This is a genomic window from Bradyrhizobium oligotrophicum (assembly GCF_051168495.1).
In the GTDB taxonomy this organism is placed as follows: domain Bacteria; phylum Pseudomonadota; class Alphaproteobacteria; order Rhizobiales; family Xanthobacteraceae; genus Bradyrhizobium; species Bradyrhizobium oligotrophicum_A.
Map to the genome: position 1 here is coordinate 654,078 of NZ_JBNPVB010000002.1, position 16,485 is coordinate 670,562.

18 protein-coding genes are annotated in these 16,485 nt (G+C 60.9%); 5 read left to right on the plus strand and 13 right to left on the minus strand.

From position 1 onward, the window contains the following. Positions 1–326 precede the first annotated feature (326 nt). The 6 genes from ACQR1B_RS06385 to ACQR1B_RS06410 form a co-directional block, all read right to left on the minus strand. Entirely contained in the window at positions 327–1,109 is a 783-nt protein-coding gene (locus tag ACQR1B_RS06385; RefSeq protein ID WP_434837170.1) for an ABC transporter ATP-binding protein, read from the minus strand. A gap of 31 nt (positions 1,110–1,140) precedes the next feature. Further along, on the minus strand, positions 1,141–1,992 hold the full coding sequence (locus tag ACQR1B_RS06390) for an ABC transporter permease (RefSeq protein ID WP_434837171.1): 852 nt from the start codon (positions 1,990–1,992) through the stop codon (positions 1,141–1,143). A 59-nt stretch (positions 1,993–2,051) separates the two neighbouring features. Continuing rightward, on the minus strand, positions 2,052–3,047 hold the full coding sequence (locus ACQR1B_RS06395; protein ID WP_434837172.1) for an ABC transporter substrate-binding protein: 996 nt from the start codon (positions 3,045–3,047) through the stop codon (positions 2,052–2,054). Between the two features lie 593 nt (positions 3,048–3,640). Continuing rightward, on the minus strand, positions 3,641–5,014 hold the full coding sequence (locus ACQR1B_RS06400) for an NAD(P)/FAD-dependent oxidoreductase (RefSeq protein WP_434837173.1): 1,374 nt from the start codon (positions 5,012–5,014) through the stop codon (positions 3,641–3,643). 21 nt (positions 5,015–5,035) lie between these two features. Continuing rightward, positions 5,036–6,346, minus strand: coding sequence for an MFS transporter (locus ACQR1B_RS06405; RefSeq protein ID WP_434837174.1), 1,311 nt, complete (start codon positions 6,344–6,346; stop codon positions 5,036–5,038). 151 nt (positions 6,347–6,497) lie between these two features. Continuing rightward, positions 6,498–7,736, minus strand: coding sequence for a pyridoxal phosphate-dependent aminotransferase (locus ACQR1B_RS06410; RefSeq protein ID WP_434837181.1), 1,239 nt, complete (start codon positions 7,734–7,736; stop codon positions 6,498–6,500). Positions 7,737–7,909: 173 nt separating this feature from the next. Here ACQR1B_RS06410 and ACQR1B_RS06415 point away from each other — a divergent pair, with 173 nt between their 5' ends. Continuing rightward, complete coding sequence (locus ACQR1B_RS06415) at positions 7,910–8,932, plus strand: LacI family DNA-binding transcriptional regulator (protein ID WP_434837175.1); 1,023 nt, start codon at positions 7,910–7,912, stop codon at positions 8,930–8,932. Between the two features lie 188 nt (positions 8,933–9,120). Beyond that, complete coding sequence (locus ACQR1B_RS06420) at positions 9,121–10,014, plus strand: DUF1932 domain-containing protein (protein ID WP_434837176.1); 894 nt, start codon at positions 9,121–9,123, stop codon at positions 10,012–10,014. Positions 10,015–10,585: 571 nt separating this feature from the next. Here ACQR1B_RS06420 and ACQR1B_RS06425 read toward each other — a convergent pair. The 7 genes from ACQR1B_RS06425 to ACQR1B_RS06455 all read right to left on the minus strand — a co-directional run bounded on the left by ACQR1B_RS06425 (position 10,586) and on the right by ACQR1B_RS06455 (position 14,925). Further along, complete coding sequence (locus ACQR1B_RS06425) at positions 10,586–10,828, minus strand: hypothetical protein (protein WP_434837177.1); 243 nt, start codon at positions 10,826–10,828, stop codon at positions 10,586–10,588. 185 nt (positions 10,829–11,013) lie between these two features. Next, the gene (locus tag ACQR1B_RS06430) at positions 11,014–11,592 is read right to left on the minus strand and encodes a type II toxin-antitoxin system VapC family toxin (protein ID WP_316203304.1); all 579 of its coding nucleotides are present in this window, start codon (positions 11,590–11,592) and stop codon (positions 11,014–11,016) included. After that, on the minus strand, positions 11,585–12,424 hold the full coding sequence (locus ACQR1B_RS06435) for a hypothetical protein (protein ID WP_316203305.1): 840 nt from the start codon (positions 12,422–12,424) through the stop codon (positions 11,585–11,587). The genes ACQR1B_RS06430 and ACQR1B_RS06435 overlap by 8 nt, the downstream gene beginning before the upstream one ends. A gap of 132 nt (positions 12,425–12,556) precedes the next feature. Continuing rightward, a complete protein-coding gene (locus tag ACQR1B_RS06440; RefSeq protein WP_316203306.1) occupies positions 12,557–12,796 on the minus strand; it encodes a hypothetical protein in 240 nt (79 codons plus the stop codon). Between the two features lie 226 nt (positions 12,797–13,022). Continuing rightward, positions 13,023–14,212, minus strand: a protein-coding gene (locus tag ACQR1B_RS06445) for an IS3 family transposase (RefSeq protein WP_434875099.1) whose coding sequence is annotated in 2 segments (ribosomal slippage) — positions 13,023–13,963 and positions 13,963–14,212 — 1,191 coding nt in all. Because the reading frame shifts where the segments join, the coding sequence is not laid out codon by codon here. Positions 14,213–14,355: 143 nt separating this feature from the next. Further along, positions 14,356–14,553: a hypothetical protein gene (locus tag ACQR1B_RS06450; RefSeq protein WP_316203619.1), complete on the minus strand. Its 198-nt coding sequence runs from the start codon at positions 14,551–14,553 to the stop codon at positions 14,356–14,358. Between the two features lie 45 nt (positions 14,554–14,598). Continuing rightward, a complete protein-coding gene (locus ACQR1B_RS06455) occupies positions 14,599–14,925 on the minus strand; it encodes a hypothetical protein (protein ID WP_316203620.1) in 327 nt (108 codons plus the stop codon). Positions 14,926–15,107: 182 nt separating this feature from the next. Here ACQR1B_RS06455 and ACQR1B_RS06460 point away from each other — a divergent pair, with 182 nt between their 5' ends. The 3 genes from ACQR1B_RS06460 to ACQR1B_RS06470 all read left to right on the plus strand — a co-directional run bounded on the left by ACQR1B_RS06460 (position 15,108) and on the right by ACQR1B_RS06470 (position 16,322). Further along, positions 15,108–15,353 (plus strand): hypothetical protein, encoded by a 246-nt coding sequence (locus ACQR1B_RS06460; RefSeq protein WP_316203621.1) that lies wholly within the window; start codon positions 15,108–15,110, stop codon positions 15,351–15,353. A 103-nt stretch (positions 15,354–15,456) separates the two neighbouring features. Further along, a complete protein-coding gene (locus ACQR1B_RS06465) occupies positions 15,457–15,681 on the plus strand; it encodes a hypothetical protein (RefSeq protein ID WP_316203622.1) in 225 nt (74 codons plus the stop codon). A gap of 386 nt (positions 15,682–16,067) precedes the next feature. After that, a complete protein-coding gene (locus ACQR1B_RS06470; protein ID WP_316203623.1) occupies positions 16,068–16,322 on the plus strand; it encodes a hypothetical protein in 255 nt (84 codons plus the stop codon). Positions 16,323–16,485: the final 163 nt, after the last annotated feature.

Sequence of the window (16,485 nt, forward strand, 5' to 3'; positions counted from 1 at the left end):
GAGTTTTGTCCATGGCATCTCCGGTCGACGCTCGGCACCGCGACGCTCAAGACGGCTCGATCAGCAGGCCTCACCGCGATGAAGCCCGAAAGCAGACATGGGAGAACCCGGAACTAATTCGCGGCTGACGTGCCGCCTAGGCGAGGGGCTGCCCTCCGTCGCTACGTTGCCTGCTCATGATCGACGGAGCGACAGCACGACAGTTCTGAATCGTCTCGCGGCCTCTTGCCTGATCTGCAATTGCGCAGTGCCGGCAGGGGCGGGAACGCCTCCCCCGACTTGCCTGTTCGCGGCCTTGCGCGACACAGCGTCTCGCTGCGTGAACATCAGGATGCGTGCAGCGACACGTCTCCTGCCACCAGCGACCAGATCTCCTTCTTCAATTCGCCCCACCCACGGGACAGCTGAACATCCATGTCGCGCGGCCGCGGGAGTTCATTCGGGATGACAGCTTTGATCTGGCCGGGATGGGGTGACATCACGACGATACGATCAGCCATGATCAGCGCCTCATCGATGTTGTGCGTAACGAGCACGATGGTCTTGAGACTCTCGCGCTGTATGCGGGTCAATTCCTCCTGAAGGACGTGACGTGTCATCGCGTCCAGCGCTGCGAATGGCTCGTCCATCAGGAGCACCTCCGGATCAGCAGCCAGGCTGCGCGCCAGCGTCACGCGCTGCTGCATTCCTCCGGACAATTCCGCTGGATAATGGTCGGCAAAACCATGCAGTCCGACCATGTCGATAAATCGATCGGCGATCGCGCGGCATTCGGCGGCCGACAGGCCCTTCATGCGGGGTCCGAACTCGACATTCTTGCGAACCGTCCGCCACGGAAACAGCGCATAAGACTGAAATACCATGCCGCAGCGCGGGTCGATGCCGACGATCGGGCTCGATCGCAGCAGAATGTCTCCGTGTGAGGGGACCGTGAAGCCCGCGAACATGTTCAGCAGGGTGGACTTGCCACATCCGGAAGCCCCGAGAAGGCACAAGAACTCGAGCTCGTGCACGTCGAGACTGACGTCGCGTAGCGCCAGAATGTCGTCATTCTGGCGTACGGAGAAAGACTTGCTGACGTGTTGGGCCGAGAGAATGATAGACGACATCGAAGCATCCTTCGTCATGGTTGGCGGCAGCTCAGCTTTGGCGCTTGTGGCGCTCCCACGGTAGCAGGGCGCGCTCGAGTTTGTTGGCGAGAAGATCGGCGACGAGCACGGTGGCCGAAATACTGACCATGCCCACGAGAACCAGAGCAAGATTTCCCCAATCCTTTGCAGACCAGATCAAAGCGCCGAGACCATTCTGGGCCGCAACCATTTCAGCTGACAAGACGCAGGACCAGGCAATGGCGAGACTGACCTTGAGGCCGGAAAGAATCCCTGGAAGCGCCCCCGGCAGCACGACGCACCTCATGACAGCAAAGTTCGAGGCTCCCAGGTTTCTTGCCGCCTTGATCAGGATCGGATCGACACGCTTCGTGCTTTCCACGGTATAGAGCAGGATGTAGATCCACGTTCCCATGAACACGATGGCGACCTTCTGGGCCTCGCCGATGCCGAGCCACAGCATGGCGAGCGGAATCCAGGTGATGGAGGGCAACGGACGCAGGAGCGAGACCAGCGGATCGAGCAACGCCTTCGCCGGCCACCAGCTTCCCATCACGATGCCAAGCGGCACCGCAACGGCTGCAGCGAGTGCAAAGCCGACGAAGACCCGAAGCGATGACGCCGCAATCGCCCACCACAATTCGTTCGTCGCGGCGACGCCTGCAGCCTCGCTTGCCACCTTGAACGGAGACGGAAGGAAAAGCGGAGAGACCCAGCCCCGCTCCGTCACCAATGTCCAGGTGAAGCAAAAGACGAACACGCCGACGACGTTCAACACGATGATGGGACGATCCGGAAAACCAAAACCGCGCTTCCGCTTCGTCCACCCGAGCGGAGCCACCAGGTTACTGACCAAATTGCGAGCCGACGCCATGTCAATCATCTTTCTCTGGACTTTGAGGCGAAGAAATCCGCCGCTTTTCTTGATTGAGCCAACTGGTCTCATTCTGGAACGAACGATGTCTTCTCCCACTGCTTGACGTCGGGAGCACTGGCGATCTTCTTGTTTCGATGAAGCCAAAGCGACAGGAACTGCATCTGCTCGGTGTGCTTGTCGATATGCTCGCGCCAGCCTTTCGAACCGTAATATTTGAAGTTCCGGATGCCGGCGAGCACGACTTCCGGCGGCTGCCGGAAAAGGTGCGCGACAGCGGCAGCCGCCGCCTCGGGATTCGCGATCACATAGTCTGCGCCACGCAAGATCGCGGTCGCCAATCGACGCGCCTGATCAGGATGCTCCTCGACCAGTTTCCGGGAGATGATCAGGATGTCAGGCGAGGACATGGTCCCGAAGCGCCTGTATGTTTCAGTATCCGCATCCGTACCGAGAAGCGTCCCGTCCGGCGCAGCCTTCTTGAGATTGTCGAGCAGCGGCTGCCACACGCAGGCAGCGTCGACATCGCCACGCCCCAGTGCGAGCGCCATCTCATTGGGCGAAAGGTTCACGAACTGGACGTCTTGCATGCTCATCCCGGCCCTCTGAAGCAGGCCGTCCATCGTCACTTCGGCAGACGTGTTGGCAGCAATCTTGCGCCCCTTGAGATCGGAAAACGATTGGAATCCGGCGCGCGCCCAGCACCCCTCGCTGCCCGGGGAATCATCGACATTGGCGAAATAGAAGAAACTGTCGTTGCCACGCGCCATTTCGCTGATCACGGTCGAGCGACCGAGGTTGCTGAACGCAACCGAGCCGGACGTCACCGCCCGGATACGGTCACTCGAACTCAGGATGACCTGGACGTTCACATCAAGGCCTTCGTCCTTGAAGAACCCCTTCTCGACGGCAACAAGGATCGGCACCTGCCCCAGCCAGGTCACGGAGCCGGCGAAGTCGAGCTTTGGCATGGTTTCCGCCGCTATCAGCCGACACGGGAGCTGCGAGGCGAGAAACATACAGATCAGGATCGACCAACTGACAACTTTCGCGGATGCGCGCATCGTCCCCTCCTTCTCAAAAGACCGTGTGCTCAAAGCAAATCGCAGGCCAGAAATGAAACGGTTCCAAATCGACCCGGGACGACGCCAAGACAACGCGATCGAGGGCCTCTTCCCGAAAAGCGACGGCGCGCTTCGGCGTTCTTCGTCGTCGACCGACGTGGCGTGGCACGATCGGCCGCTCAATGTCTGCGCAGGCTGCAACGATCGTCGGCACACTTGCCTTCTTTGGTCTGAGGAATGGAGTGACAACCGTGCCGGTCGTTCACTTCACGACGTCACAGTCACCGGAGGGAGGTCGACGACCTTCAGCGGCCCAAACCGGCGAGGCTGTTGCGGCTTACGAGCAACGTGTGATCGATATAGCTGAGCTGCTGCCGGCTGGCCGTTTCCCGTCTTGCCCCGCCGCGCCATGGGACCGGTCGCTGCAGTGCGTATCGTCGTCCAACTACGCAGTCAGGAGGTTCGCCGTGATGCATCCGCTTGCAACGACCATGACATCGGCCGCACGGCTGGGGACCTTTCAACAGCCTGGCAGCACGGGACGCCAGGCGGATGCAGCGTGACATTTCAGGCTCGGGCGACGGAGCGCCAGATCAGGTTGCTTCGCGCGCGGCGCGCTTTTCATGCTTGGAGATACGCTGGTTCTGCGCCTCGCGGCGTTCGCGCCAGACCTCGATACGATCCATCCACCTACGTTGCAGGGCCGCCCCTCCGGCAATGACCCGAGCCCCGATCGGCCAACGCGGAGCATCCCGTGGCGCGACCATGTCGAACGCGAGGTCGTCCGAATGTGCGCCGCTTGCGCGGCGGGCCAGGTCGCGGCCAAGCAGGGGCCCAAGAGCAAGACCACGACCGCTCAAACCCAGCCCGGCGAGAATGCCGGGCGCCGTCTCGATAATTCGTGGATACTGGTCCGGGGCCATATCGATCCATCCGCTCCAGCAGGACTGCCAGGTGATCCGCTCGAGATACGGAAAGAGTCTGGAAATGCGTTCAGTTGCTCGCTTCAGATCGGCGCCTTCGGCCGCAAACATCGGCCCTTCGATCGTGACGACGAGGCGCCCGTCTCGCGTGACACGAACGCCGGAAGGAAGCCGGCGCGTATCCGTGAGAGCTCGTCCTCCCGGCAGGATCGTGCATGCGATCTCAGCAGGGAGAGGTTCGCTTGCGACCTGGTGCACTCGGATCGGAAGGACGAGCGCCTCTATGTCAGGAGCCCAATCGTTTCGGTAAGCGTTCGTGCAGATCAATACCTTGTCGGCAATGACCGATCCCGATTTCGTCACGAGCTCCCATCCGACGCTCCCGTGGCGACGAAGCGCATCGACCGGTGAGCGGCAGAAAAGGCGAGCGCCGTTCATTGCGGCAGCCCGCGCGAGGCCTGCGGTGAATGCGAAAGAGTTCAGTGTTCCGCCGCGATGATCCAGCAGCGCGCCCGGATAGTCTCCCCCACCGATCGCCTTTGCAGTCCTGTCGCGATCGAGGATTTCGACGGCGGCGCCACGCTCCTGCCAAAAGGCGGCACGCTCGTTCAGCCGCTCGAGGCCCGCGGCGGAATGGGCCGCAAAAATCAGCCCCGTCTGCATCGCCTCGCAGGATATCTGAAATTCCTCGATGAGCCGAAATACGAAATCCGGCCCGCCGGCGGCCGCCGCGATCAACCGTTCCCCGAGACCGTTCCCTAACAGCTTCAGCGCATGCGCCGGCTCGTGCTTCAGATAGGGAACGACCTGGCCGAAACTTCGCCCGCTTGCGCCGGTGCCGATTCCGTTCGCTTCGATCACTGCGACCGTCATTCCACGCCTCGCAGCTTCGAGTGCCGCGGATAGACCGGTGAGTCCCGCCCCAACGATCGCGACATCGGCCCGTTCGCTGCCGGTCAGAACTCGCGCCGCCGGATGGTCGTTTCCCATCCTGTAAACCTGAGGCACGGAGGTTTCATTGTCTTGCAGCAACCCATCTCGCATGGCGCTCTCCTTCCAGAAGTTTTACGACGTGCTCCTGGGGAGCAGAGCCGGCGGCCGATTGGCAAGGACGCGATCAAGCATGAGCAACAAGGGAGGCGCGGCCCACGTCATCGAGAGGGCGAGCACGGCAACACCATCCATTCCGACCAGCCGCCCATCCTGTGCAAAGTCGAGCAGGAACGGCGCACTGGCCGCTCCAGCGGCTTGGGCAAGATTCGTGACGGCAGCGACGAGAGCCTGGAATGCCGCGCGCTCTGCGGCAGCCGGCACGCGGGTCACCCAGGCCTGGTTGACCGTGCTGCGCACCAGCTGGAACGCAATGACCATGGCGAACAGCGGAACCGCGAGCATGCCCGTCGCATGACCGACGACGAAGACCGCGCTCAGCAAACCGGTGGTGATGACAGCGACCGCGATCGACACCGGCGCGGCGCCGAAACTATCCACGAAGCGACCCGTCAGCGGTATCGCCAGCACGCTCATCGCGCCGCCCAGCAGATAGACGTCTGCAAGGCGCGCAGGAGACAGTCCTCCATTATGGACGGCAAACACAGCCAGATTCGGCGAGATCAACAGAGCGGCATAGGACGCGGTCGCGATCAGCAAGAAAGCCAAGACGCTCGACCGCGCCGTGATCAGTTCGATCATGGCCCCATGTTGCCCCGACCAACTCCAGGCGCGCAGGTCCGACAGGTGCTGGCGCTGCGCGCCGATTTGCCAACTGACGATCACCGTGAGAGCAAGACCGATGACAGCGATACCGACGAAGTTCATCTGCCAGCCCAGCGCCGAGACCGCGACCATGACTCCGAGAGGCAACCCGGCGACCAATGCCAAGCCGTAGGCGCCGATCAATATTCCAACCGCCGTACCTCGTCGTTCCGGCGGAACGTTGTCCGACGCGATGGCGATGAGCAGCCCCCACAGCGGGCCGGCAAAGAATCCGGCGCAGGCCCGGATGACGACCAGTTCAACGATGGTCGTCGCCGTCGCGCACAAGGCTGTCGCCATGACGAAGCCGAGCGCACAGACGACCAGCGCGGTACGACGATCAAATCTGTCGAGAAAAGCGGCAGACACGATCCCGCCGACGGCGGCGGCGATCGAATAGCTGCCGCCGATAAAGCCAACCTTGTGTGGCGGAAAACCGAGGCTGTCCGCCAAGAATGGGCCCAGCGGAAAAATGATGATGGAATTGAGGGCGACCACGAATGCAAGCGTACTGAGGAGAACGGTGATCATCCGCTCCGAAAGCCGGGGTTGGCTGGTGACGGCCATCCCCGGCGCCGCGCCAATCAGATAGCCTTCCCGCGATTGGTCAGACAGATCCACGCTCGCTCCTTGAATGGCCAGCCGATCGAGCCCGAATGAAACGGAGAGGCTCCAAATTCGAGATGGAGACCGCCCGGGAATATAAGCTGGACCAGTTGGTGTCCGGCTTCGACTTGATGAAAGCTGGGACCTTCAACCAGTATTCAGCACGCTAGGCCAGTACCGCCGCCGGCGTCTCGACACGCTCGAGATCCGCGCAGGCGGCGGCGATGCGCTCGAGCCCCTGCTCCAGCCGCTGTGTCGAAGCTGCGTAAGACAACCGGAAATATCCCGGGAAGCCGAACGCGGAGCCGTGCACCAACCCGACACCTGCGTGGTCCATCAGATACAATACGAAGTCTTCGTCGCTCGTGATGGCGCCGCCATCAGGACGGCGCGCACCGATGAATTCGGCACAGGACGGAAAGACATAGAAGGCGCCTTCCGGCTTGTGGCAGACGAGCCCATCGATCGTGTTGATGCGGTCGACGACCATGTTGCGCCGCTTCTCGAATTCCGCCACATGCTTGGCAATGAAGTCCTGAGAACCGGTGAGCGCCTCCAGGGCAGCTGCCTGGCTGATCGAGGACGGGTTCGTCGTGGAGTGTGACTGTATGGCGGCCATGGCCTTGATCAGGGGCCGCGGCCCGGCCGCATAGCCGATGCGCCAACCCGTCATGCAATATGTCTTCGAAACTCCGTTCATCGTCAGGGTCCGGTCATAGAGCTTCGGCTCGATCTGCGCCGGCGTGGCGAACGCGAAGCCGCCGTAGGTCAGGTGCTCGTAGATATCGTCGGTCAGCACCCAGACATGGGGATGACGCACCAGAACGTCGGTGAGCGCCTTGAGCTCCGCCTTCGTGTAGGCGGCGCCCGACGGATTCGAGGGAGAATTGAGGATGACCCAGCGTGTCCTCGGCGTGATCGCAGCCTCGAGGTCGGCAGCTGCGAGTTTGAAACCTCGGTCCGCCCCGCATGGAACGATCACCGGCGTCCCTTCGGCCAGCAGCACGATTTCCGGATAGGACACCCAATAAGGCGCGGGGATGATGATCTCATCTCCCGCACTGACGCTGGCCATCAATGCGTTGTAGATGACCTGCTTACCGCCGGTGCTGACGATGACCTGGTCACGCTCATAGTTCAATCCGTTCTCGCGCTGAAATTTGCTGGCGACCGCATCCTTGAGCGCGGGCGTCCCGTCGACCGCCGTGTATTTGGTCTCGCCCCGGGCGATCGCGTCGGAAGCGGCCGCCTTGATGTTGTCCGGCGTATCGAAATCTGGCTCTCCGGCGACGAGTCCGAGAACGTCCCTCCCGGCCGCCATGAGCGAGGCAACACGGGCGGACAGCACGACGGTGGGGGAAGGCTTGACGCGCGAGAGGCGCTGGGCGGATTGGAACACGTTCATCTCCAGGAAACGAGTTGCTGCGGCCAGTAAACATGGTCTTTGGCCCGCCGTCAATGAACCGTTTCCAATCATTCCCCGTCTTCTCGGGCGTATTTCGTACCGGGTGGCGATTTCCATGCTAACTGGCGTCAATCACGCCGGTCGGCGTGAGCGGCGGCCGGAGGGGCGGGACCATGGGAAAGGCGACGAAACGCAGCGTGACGATCCGCGATGTCGCGACGGCCGCAGACGTCGCGATTGGAACGGTGTCGCGGGTCCTGAACGACCACCAGTCGGTGACCAAGGAGGTGCGCGAGCGCGTCCTCAAGACCATCTCCGCACTGGGCTATCAAAGAAACGCCATCGCCCAGAGCATGCGCAGCACGCGGACGAAGATGGTCGCCTGCGCCATCCGCGATTTCGACATTCCGGGGTTTGCCAACTATGTGAAGGCCGCAGAAGCGACCTTCCGGGCTGCCGGCTACACGTTCATTCTTGCAAGCACCGCGAATGCCAAGAGCGTCGAGCTTTCGCTGCTGCAGACATTCTCCCAGCGCCGCGTCGACGGCGTGATGATGACGATGAGCGACGAGACCGATCCGGATCTCGTCGACGCCATCACCAATGCGGCCATGCCGATCGTGCTGATCGACCGTGAACTCGTTCAATCCGTCGACAGCGTCTCGGCCGACCATCAGTCCGGCGCGCGCCAGGCCACCGAATATCTCCTTTCTCTTGGTCATCGCCGTATCGCGTTGCTGGTGGGCGATCCCAAAGCCTATCCGTCCCGCAGCCGCATCGCAGGCTATACGGAGGCGCATCGTTCATCAGGCGTTCCAATTGATCCCAATCTCGTTCGCACCCGCCTGCTTTCGAACGAGGCGACATTTCGCGAAACGGCCGCCCTGCTCGGCCGCACCGAACGACCGACCGCCATCTATGCCGCGGGCCTCGATACGCTGTCCGGGCCGTTGCGCGCCGTGCGCGCAGCGGGCCTCGTGGTCGGCCAGGACATCTCCATCATCAGCGGGAATGACTCCGATCTCGCCGAACTCAGCACACCGCCGATCACGGCGTTGCGTTGGGACCGATCGGAAATGGGCCGCCATGCCGCCGAAATGCTGCTCGACAGGATCGACCAGGAAAAGCAGGCGCCTCCCCGCCGCATCCGGCTTCCGGTTTCGCTCGTCGTTCGCGGCTCCTGCAGAGCGATCTGATCGCATCGACCGCCGCACGTCGCGATCGCGTCTCAGCACCTCCGCGTGGTCGGGATTTGCCGGCGCGAACGGCGAGAGGACCGACCGGCAAACCCTTCTTGCAGTTTCGATGAAACGGTTCATTGACACCATCAGACAGACCTGCAAGGATCGCACATCGACAGGTTCACGTCTTTCGGAGCATCAGAATGCCGCCTCCCAGGATTGGTTTCGTCGGCTTTGGAGAAGCCGCGCAGTGCTTTGCGGCACATCTGGCGACACAGGGCGTCGCACCGATCTCGGCTTACTGTCATGGACAGGTGAATCGCCCGCCCTATTCCGACGCGTTCATCGCGCAGGCCGCTCGACACGGCGTCACCTTGGTCGACGGACTCGAGAGGCTGTCCGACAGCGACGTCATCTTTTCGGCGGTGGTCGTCGCCGCCGCCAAGACCACCGGCGAAGCGATCGCAGGAATCATCAGGCCTGACGCGCTGGTAGTCGATATCAACGCCTCGACGCCAGCGGCGAAGACGCATGTGGCGAAAGCCGTCGAAGCGCGCGGCGGACGGTTCGCCGACGCCAATCTGATGGGCGCGGTCAGTCTCTATGGGGCGAAGGTCCCGCTGTACACGTCGGGCAGCGGAGCTGCGCAATTTGCCCGCACATTTGCGCCGCTCGGCTTCACGATCGACATCGCCGGCCCCGAGGCGGGCATGGCGGCGGCCGTCAAGATGCTGCGCAGCGTCGTGACCAAGGGGATTGAAGCGCTGGTTGTTGAAGCACTGACGGCGGCGTCGTTGGCGGGCGTTCGGCAGGAAGCTTTGCGCGGCATTTGCGACACGATGGACGCGACGACCTTCAGCAAGTTCGTGGACATGTGCATTCGCACGGATGTGCTGCACGCCGAACGTCGGGCGGTCGAGATGGAAGGCGTCCGCGACGGCCTGCAGGAGCTCGGCCTTCAGCCGGTCATGACGGAGGCCGTCGTCAAGCGGCTTCGCCTGTCGTCGGATTCGATGCTGAGAACGATGTTCTCCGAACGCAAGAGTTACACCGCCGACGACGTCCTGGACGCGTATCATCAGAAGGCCGTGACGTAGTGTCAACGGTGACGGCCTCTCGGAGGCCGCTGATCCGATCGTCGAACCGAACAAGATCGAACCTTTCGTAGCGACCGAATGCCTGCAGCAGGATAGCGGCCGGCCACGGGCGCATGTTTAGGACGCAACATCGGATGAGTGAGCTGGCCGGGGCGGGAGGGATCGAACCTCCGTATGGCGGAATCAAAATCAGTTCGATTATTCAATGTCCTCAAGGCGAGTTTGGAAAACACTCCCGTATCGGCCACCAGACTTATCAATAGCTTAGCCGGCGTTTCCAAATGGATCTTGCGCAAGGAAATCGGCTGAAACAGCCGCAAAGGAGGCGCTCTTCTCTTACCGGAGTTTGGCTTTACCGATCTCGTGCACAAAGGTGTGCCACTAGCCGCCACCGCGCTTCTCACGAGTTCGCGCATGCCCTCGCCGTAGACGTAAAATCTGCGCTTCGGACGGATGCCGCTGATTTCGATAAAAGTCGGGGGTTCGATTCAGGGGAACGCTACCGCCTTTCCCCACACCAGCCGAACATACGATATCTCATCCAGTCCTTCGCCTAAGTTCCGGTCAGAGCCTACCCAGCCGAGCCAAGAGGCGGGCATCTCAGCAGCGCGCCGTTCGGCCGCTCGCATTCCGATTTCAGATCTTCACCTAGCGACTCCATGGTTGGACCCGTCGCAATGCTGGCCATTGGGATGACGTTCTCGAAGATCGAGAGTCTAAAGCGGTCGAGGGTATCGACCCCGAACAGCGACACGTAGGAGTAAGAAGGCAGGGCAACGTCCTTGCCTGCTTTCGCCAGTAAGTTCTCCCACATGTACGTTTTTCCGACGCCCCATTTCCTGCGAATGCAAAGCACCTCCTACGTCGGTTCTTTACGAAAGCGTATTATCGCGCGACGGAGCAAATCGAGCGCGGTCGGCTTTTCTTTGACTTCGTCAGCCATGAATTGATCAGTGAGTGAAAAGGGTGCCCGATGTCATCTCGGCTTCCGGAAACTACCTATGATGGTCCAGCCGCACCTGCTTGTTTGCCGATCTCCTCGGTCCCGCCTTGCTCTTGCGCCTTGTCGATGTTGTCGAGCAGACTCATCTGATTGTCGGGGGTGGGCGCGGGCTTCTTTGGCGGCGCGCATATCCGTAGGGACTTCCCATCCTTGCGCTGAATTTTGCCGTTTAGATCGGTCAGGTTCTTTCGGTCGAAGGTATGAACTTCATCGAGGTTGTGGAGCAGCGCCGTTGCCAAATGGATTGCATCCTGCGGTTTGGCGATCCCCGGGTACGCTCGAAGCAATCTCCGGGCTAGTTGTCCAACATGATAGTCGACCTGAACGGTCATCACCCAATCCTGAAGAATAAGATCTTCGAATGAGGTGTCGTCGACGATGGTGAGTCCCTTTTTCTCAGAGTCACACTGGCGCTTGAACACTTCCGCCAGTGTGAAGGCCGAAGTCCATATTTCAACGGTCTTGGCTCTGGCTTGATCGACCAAGAAATTCAAATCGTCGAATCGTCCTGCCTCCTGCTTGATCAGTGCGATCCAAGCGCAGGCGTCCCAGTAATATCGAGGCCGCTCAGCCAATCGAGCCATCCCTAAATCGATTTAGGTATTCGCTAATAGAAAGGTCGCCAGTGAACTCGGGGTCGAGGATATCACTGGTGGAGACAGTGGGGCGGTCGATCTTCTCGATATCGGTGGCATTGACGTAGGACAGCGCGCCACGGTCGTCGTAGCGAAGCCGTCCGCGAACAATCACTCGCCGGTGCTCCCAGATGTCTTTGAAACTCGTTCTGTCCTCGAATTGAACCATCAACTCCGGGGTGAGACGGCACCATAGATGTTGATTACTGCGAGCCTCCACGATCTTGATTGCCGGATGACTCCAATGTGTCCCTAACTCGGATAGCGTGCCCACGACCGATCCAATTTGTTGTTTAGGCGTGCGAAACTCGTAGAGACCATCCGTAGGCCGACGCTCTAGCGTCCTTATGGCCTGCCCGGCGACGGTGGGAGTGACTGTGATCGGCTCACCGATTTCGAAATCTATGGTGGTTGCGCCGATCCCATTGAGGTTTCTAAGGAACAACCGCTTGGCAGTGCTGATCCGGGAGGTCCGTTCCCAGGTATCCGGGAAGCGTCCATCCGCAACCTCCCGCAGTCCGTTGGCAACCGCCAGCTTTTGCGCTCGGGCAATCACTGTGACATCCACTGCCGGCTGAAGGCTCACCGCCTCCGCCTCGATGTGGAAGGGACTATTAGTCGTGGCCTTGGCGAGCTTCCATTCGACTGCTGGGTCCTTCTCGGCTTCGAGAAGTTCGAAAATATCCAATACCTGCCGCATGGCGTCCTGAACGGTCAGAACGTCCACATGGGCGCCGGAAGCTCGGATTGTGATTTTGAGGCGCTCAGCCACCTTGGATTACTCGCCTACCCCCGAACCGAACAGTTTCCGGTCCCTGAATGCCTTTCGAATAGTATCACTCAACGTCATGCAAGTCTCGGGGTTTCCGGACCACCTTTAGGCGCTCTGCCCAAGCCGCCCTCCTCAATCGGGATCGTGAAAACCGAGATCGGAATCCTCGATCTTTGCGTAGGCCGCCCGGAGGTACTCCTCCAGATCGCCGACTGCGGTCTCGAGTTCGTCCTCGCTGATCCCTTTTGCTTCAGCATCATCGATTAGCTGTTCTACCTGATCGGAAATGTAGTCGGTCGGGTCCAGCCCCGCCTGATTGTGAATGTTCTGGCTGGTCCACTGTTCTACGAATTGAAGCACTTGATTGCTCATCTGACCTCCTCCCCTAAGGCAGCCACCACCATAACACGACCACTAGGTCAACGGTTAATGGCCGTTAAGGTCATGCCGGTGACAAACGGGACCGTCCCGAATCGCTTCCTACTCCCCTCCGAGTCGGCTCTTTACGGGGTCCCTCTGCGGTTCCCCGCCGATCTCTCGTATTGTGGTCCACGGCCGGAATTTGGGTGGCGATCTTACCTGACCTTGCCCCCAAGTTTTATCCAAGTCCGAGTTCGTTCGGGCGGTTGGATGAGCCCATTTGGGCGGCGGTAGCGGCGGGAGCTGGCGCGGAGCTCTCGACATAGCGCAGCGCCAGATCCCGACGCGGGTTGCAGGTGGCGGCGAACTCGAATGGCGTCTTCCATCCGAGCTGGGAGTGCGGCCGAGCGTCGTTATAATCGGTCCGCCAGCATCGGAGCGCGACGCGGGCCTGGGCGAGCGAGGTGAACAGGGTCTCATTCAGTAGTTCATCCCGCAAGCGGCCGTTGAAGCTCTCGATGAAGGCGTTTTGCATCGGCTTGCCCGGCGCGATGTAGTGCCAGGCGACACGGCTCTGATCGGCCCATGTCAGGATAGCATTGCTCGTGAGCTCGCTGCCGTTGTCGCTCACCACCATCTTGGGCTTGCCGCGCTCGGTGACCAGCCGGTCCAGCTCTCGAGCGACCCGGGTGCCCGAGAGTGAGGTGTCGGCCACCAGCGCCAGGCACTCGCGGGTGCAGTCGTCGACCATGGTCAGGATGCGGAAGCGCCGGCCATCGGTCATCTGATCCGACACGAAGTCGAGCGACCAGCGATCATTCGGGAGCAGCGGCACCGTCATCGGCGCTCGTGTCCCGATAGCGCGCTTGCGGCCACCTCTGCGGCGCACCGTGAGCCGCTCCTCCCTGTACAGCCGGAACAGCTTCTTGTGATTGACCAGGTAGCCCTCCCGCTTGAGCAGGACGTGCAGGCGACGATAGCCGAAGCGGCGGCGCTCATGGGCGATCGCCCTCATGCGCTGCCGCAGCCCGGCATCATCGGCCCGGCTCGTCTGATATCTGACCGTCATGCGGCAACAGCCGATGGCTTTACACGCCCGCCGTTCGCTCATCCCGTGAACGCCCATGAGATGTCCGACAGCTTTCCGCTTCGCCGCGCGCGTCACCACTTCTTTCCCAGGAGATCCTTCAGGGCGGCATTGTCCAGCATGGCGTCCGCCAGCAGCCGCTTGAGCCGCGTATTCTCGTCCTCCAGCGTCTTTAGCCGCTTGGCCTCCGAGACGTCCATTCCGCCGAATTTGGCCTTCCACTTGTAAATGCTGGCGTCGCTCACGCCATGCTTGCGGCACAGATCGGCGACCGGAACGCCAGCCTCGTGCTCCTTCAAAATCCCGATGATCTGCTCTTCCGTAAAGCGGCTGCGCTTCATGCTCTGGTCCTCGTTGGGCCAGAACGAACTTCAAACTGGATTAAGCCCGAGGGGCAAGGTCAGATGGCATGGTGAGCACTCGTTCGGCGATAGGGTCCTCTACCCCTACATCAGCCATCAGATTGCGAGCGGTGCGGCGCAGATCATGCAATTGCCACTGCGGCATGTCGTCCGGCAGATGCTTCATCAGCTTCACGTTCGTCGTCGGATGGAATGGTCCACACCCCGTCCTGGGAGATGTCGGCGTATTTCATCTTGGCGACCTTCTCGCGCCGTTGCGCCGTCAGCAGCAGCAGCTTGACGAAGGTCCCGAACCGATCGCATTTGTCGCCCCCTTCCATACCCCCTACAGCCACCTCGCAAGAGCCGCTTGACGATCAGCCCCGTCATCGCACTGCGGGCCCAATGCGGAACCGGTCCGGTTCGCCGCCGGAAACGACCTGGACGCCGAGGCCGACCGCGTCCTGATCGCGGAGGACAATGTCCGCGGCTTCATGGCCTGCATCGTGTTTCGCTTCCATGAGCGCCATGGCTACGGCGCCACGATCGATCTGCTCGACCACCTGATCCAAATGGTGGGCCTGCGGGAAGCCCTCTTGCCCGTCGCGAACAGGACCTACTTCGGCGAGCCACGTAAGCCGGTCGAGCTTTACGAGGCGGCAGATGCGTTCACTGGGGTAAAAGCTGATTTGGCTGCATGCCTCGGAGGCCATGCTGGGACGCCTGTTCGCGTGCGAATGCTTTGGTCGAAGGGGACGACGACTATCGAACTTGGAGCCAAGTCCCCCCGCACCACTTTGGTTAGCTTTTCGGTGATTCTCTGCAACGGAGAGGAGATACGGAAATATCAAACGGACCTCGAAAAGATATTCCGGCGCTTCGCTAGAACGTCGGAGTGGCTAGATTCGCCCTATTGGACGGCGATAAGGAACAACCGCTTCCAAACGCGGATAACCCGCAGAATCATATCAAATTTACTGGACTCGAATGTCACGAATCCGAAAATTTGTATTTGACCGATGAAGCCCTGCAGCTACAGGGCACGGATTGGACAACGGCTCAGGCAGCCATCTTCGCGGTGTCGCAATGTAACGAACACAAGGCTTGGTCTGTTTTGTTGGTGGATGGGACCGGCATTTGAGGACTTTGGACTAGCATGCCTACGGCTCTCACCCGGCCATCGGTCTGCTCGGCAGGAATGCCCAGCCTCCGCATCAACCAGAAAGAGATTGGGAGTGATCGACATGAATTGGACCGTGCTATTTTCCGTAGTGTCCGCTGTGCTTTGGCTTGCTTCTGCTCTCGGCAAAATACCTAGCAATGTTTGGTTTCAGGCCTATGTTGGTGCTGGTGGGCCAAACCAGCAATTCGAGGACGTATTGCGCACGCTCCGGCGTCAATCGCGTCTGAACGCTATTGCTGCGTTCTTCGCGGCACTAGCCGCTCTTACCCAAGCTCTGGGATGGTGACCGTCCGCTGGACTGGACAACAAAAATGGATCTGGTGCCCCCGTTTCAAACCGGCGCGTTACGCAACGCTTACACCAGATCACCCTTACAGTTTTGAGCCGCCCCAGCGCCGAACGCCAAGCAGCACCAGAAAACGCGCACACGTCGCGCCCCCGTGGAGGTGGCCTTCGGTTGAAGGCTGGATCCTCACCGGGGCGGACCCCTGGTGTGGCGCCGCCGCGTCCCGAGATTTCAAGATACCTGGAATTCGTCAAGCACAGCTTGTATTGACTAGTCGTAATACAAAAACTACGGCCGATCCGGTCTCCGGCAGGGGTGGTTTGGACCTGGGACCGTGGCCGCTTCATCCGTGGATCATTGGCATCGTCTGGCCTAGGAACCGTGTCATGGCGAGGCGTTCGGAGAAGGTGAAAGAAGCGCGGCGCCAAGGAAAGGCGGCCAAGCGGAAGGCGAACGCCAAGCGCCTGAAGGCGATCAAGGCGCGGAATCGCAAGATCATGGCCGAGCGCGGCGACAGCGAGCCGGACCCGACCGAAGAGGATCGCATCTGGCGCCAGCGCGGCGAAAGCCTTGACCACTACACCACCGGTGTGCGCGGCGTGGTCAGCGGCGGCCTACCGAGCCTCGGTAAGCAGCGATAGTTGGCACCATGCCGGGCATCAACTATCCCAGTGCCGAGGCACTCTTTGCCGACCTGCCGCCGATGTATCGCGACGCGGTGAAGGTCCCCGGGGAAACCGTCTGGTGGTCGCAGAAGAACCTCGCCGCGCATGCTTGCTGCGCGTTGCCTCGCAACGTCGGCTC